Raw genomic sequence first — 2,546 nt, forward strand, 5'->3', positions numbered from 1 at the left:
CGTCGCCGCCGTCCCCCGTCCGCCGCGCCCCCGGGGCTCCCGGCGGCCCGGCCGGCCCGCGCGGCCCGCTCCGTACCGCTCTCGCCGCTCTCGCGGCCGTGCTGGTCCTGGCGGCCGGGGCCGTCGTACTTCCGCCCGCCGCACCGGCGTTCGCGGACGGCAGGCCCGACCAGAGCTTCACGATCAAGGACCCGCGCATCACCGAGTCCAGCGGTCTCGCCGCGAGCCACCTCCACCCCGGCGTCTACTGGACCCACAACGACAGCGGTGACGGCCCGTACGTGTACGCCGTCGACTCCCGCACCGGCGACACGGTCGCGCGGGTCACCCTGCGGGGCGTCGGGACACCGCGCGACGTCGAGGCGATCTCCATCGGCCCCGACGGCGACCTCTACGTCGGGGACATCGGCGACAACCTGAACGGTGCCTGGGACCACGTCTGGATCTACCGCTTCCCCGAGCCGAAGCATCTGGGCGATCAGACGGTCGACGCGACGCAGTTCACGGTGAAGTACGCGGACGGGCCGCGCAACGCCGAGTCCCTGATGGTCGATCCGACGACCGGCCGGGTCTACATCGCCTCGAAGAACGAGGACGGCGGCGGCCTCTACGAAGGGCCCGCCCACCTGACGCCGACGGGCACGAACGTCTTCCGGCGGATCGCGTCGGTGCCCTGGGTGACGGACGGGGCGTTCTCGCCCGACGGGAAGCAGCTCGTGCTGCGCTCGTACCTGGGGGCGTACGGATACGCCTGGAAGGACGGGCACTTGGGCGCGAAGTTCCCGGTCAGCGCCCCGTTCCAGGGGCAGTCGGAGTCCGTGACGTACACCAGGGACGGCAAGGCCCTGATGTTCGGTTCCGAGGGCAAGGACAGCGAGGTCGAGCGGGTGGACCTCAAGGGGTCGGCTTCCGGCTCGGGCGCCACGGCCGGTGCCGGCGCGTCGCACCAGGGGAGTTCGGGTCGGGCGTCCCCGTCGTCGCACTCCGCGTCGAAGGGGAATGTCGCGGTGGGCGTGGTCGTCGTGGCCCTGGTGCTCCTGCTGTTCTTCGGCGTACGGAAGCGGTCGCGCGGCGGGTCGTGAGAGCGGCGCGGGACAGGGTGAGGGGGACACGCGAAGGGCCCGGTGCCCGCGGACGTCTCTCCGCGGGACCGGGCCCTCACCGCGCTCGTCCGCCGCGCCCGCAGAGGGCGCGCGATCGGCGGCTGTTCGCTCAGATGCGCTCGACGACGTAGTCGATGCACGTGGTCAGCGCCTCGACGTCGGCCGGGTCGACGGCCGGGTACATCGCGACGCGCAGCTGGTTGCGGCCGAGCTTGCGGTACGGCTCGGTGTCCACGACCCCGTTGGCGCGCAGCACCTTCGCCACGACGGCGGCGTCGATGTCGTCGGAGAAGTCGATGGTCCCGACGACCGCCGAGCGCTTGGCCGGGTCCGTCACGAACGGCGTCGCGTGCTTGGACGCGTCGGCCCAGCCGTACAGGGCGCGCGCGGAGGCGGCCGAGCGGCCCGCCGAGAAGTCGAGCCCGCCCTGCCCGTTGATCCACTTCAGCTGCTCGTTGAGCAGGAAGAGGGTCGCGAGGGCCGGGGTGTTGTACGTCTGGTTCTTCAGCGAGTTGTCGATCGCCGTCGGCAGCGAGAAGAACTCCGGCACGTGGCGGCCCGAGCCGTGCACGCGCGCGGCACGCTCCAGGGCCGCGGGCGAGAAGACCGCGATCCACAGGCCGCCGTCGGAGGCGAACGACTTCTGCGGGGCGAAGTAGTAGACGTCGGTCTCCGCGATGTCCACCGGCAGCCCCGCGGCACCCGAGGTGGCGTCCACGAGGACGAGCGCGCCGTCGTCGGCACCGGGGACCCGGCTGATCGGCGCGGCGACACCGGTGGAGGTCTCGTTGTGCGTCAGGGCGTAGACGTCGACACCCGGTTCGCCCTTCGCCTCCGGGTGCGAGCCCGGGTCGGCGGACAGGATGGCGGGCTCGGCCAGCCAGGGGGCGAGTTTGGCCGCCTTGGCGAACTTGGACGAGAACTCGCCGAACGACAGGTGCTGGGACTTGTTCTCGATGAGTCCGTGGGTCGCGATGTCCCAGAAGGCGGTGGAGCCGCCGTTGCCGAGGACGACCTCGTAACCGTCGGGAAGGGAGAAGAGGCTCCGGATGCCGTCGCGGACCTCGCCGACGAGGTTCTTGACGGGGGCCTGGCGGTGGGACGTGCCGAGAAGGGACGTGCCGGTCGCGGCCAGCGCGTCGACCGCTTCCGTCCGCACCTTGGAGGGGCCCGAGCCGAACCGGCCGTCGGCGGGCTTGATGTCAGTGGGAATCTGAATATCGGCCACGGGGCGGAGCGTAGTCCTTCGGGCAAACCCTCGGAAACGTGTCCGTCGGATGAGACGTCGGGCGGGACGGGGAACCGTCCGCGTGTGATATGGCCGACGCGGGCCCGGGGCTCCCGGGGCCCCCGGGGGCCCGGGGGGGGGCGGCGCGTACGGGGCGCACCGCCTGGCCGAACGGCTCGCCGCGCTGGCCAGGACCCGTACGGTCACACCGGACG

2 protein-coding genes are annotated in these 2,546 nt (G+C 72.4%); one reads left to right on the plus strand and one right to left on the minus strand.

Annotated elements, in window-relative coordinates:
- Positions 1–98: 98 nt before the first annotated feature.
- Complete coding sequence (locus tag LCE31_RS38760) at positions 99–1,082, plus strand: esterase-like activity of phytase family protein (protein WP_225022921.1); 984 nt, start codon at positions 99–101, stop codon at positions 1,080–1,082.
- A gap of 130 nt (positions 1,083–1,212) precedes the next feature.
- Here the strand turns inward: LCE31_RS38760 and serC are convergent, their stop codons facing one another.
- Positions 1,213–2,331: a phosphoserine transaminase gene (serC, locus tag LCE31_RS38765; protein ID WP_225022919.1), complete on the minus strand. Its 1,119-nt coding sequence runs from the start codon at positions 2,329–2,331 to the stop codon at positions 1,213–1,215.
- Positions 2,332–2,546: the final 215 nt, after the last annotated feature.

This window comes from Streptomyces sp. 8L (assembly GCF_020176795.1).
Classification (GTDB): Bacteria; Actinomycetota; Actinomycetes; order Streptomycetales; family Streptomycetaceae; genus Streptomyces.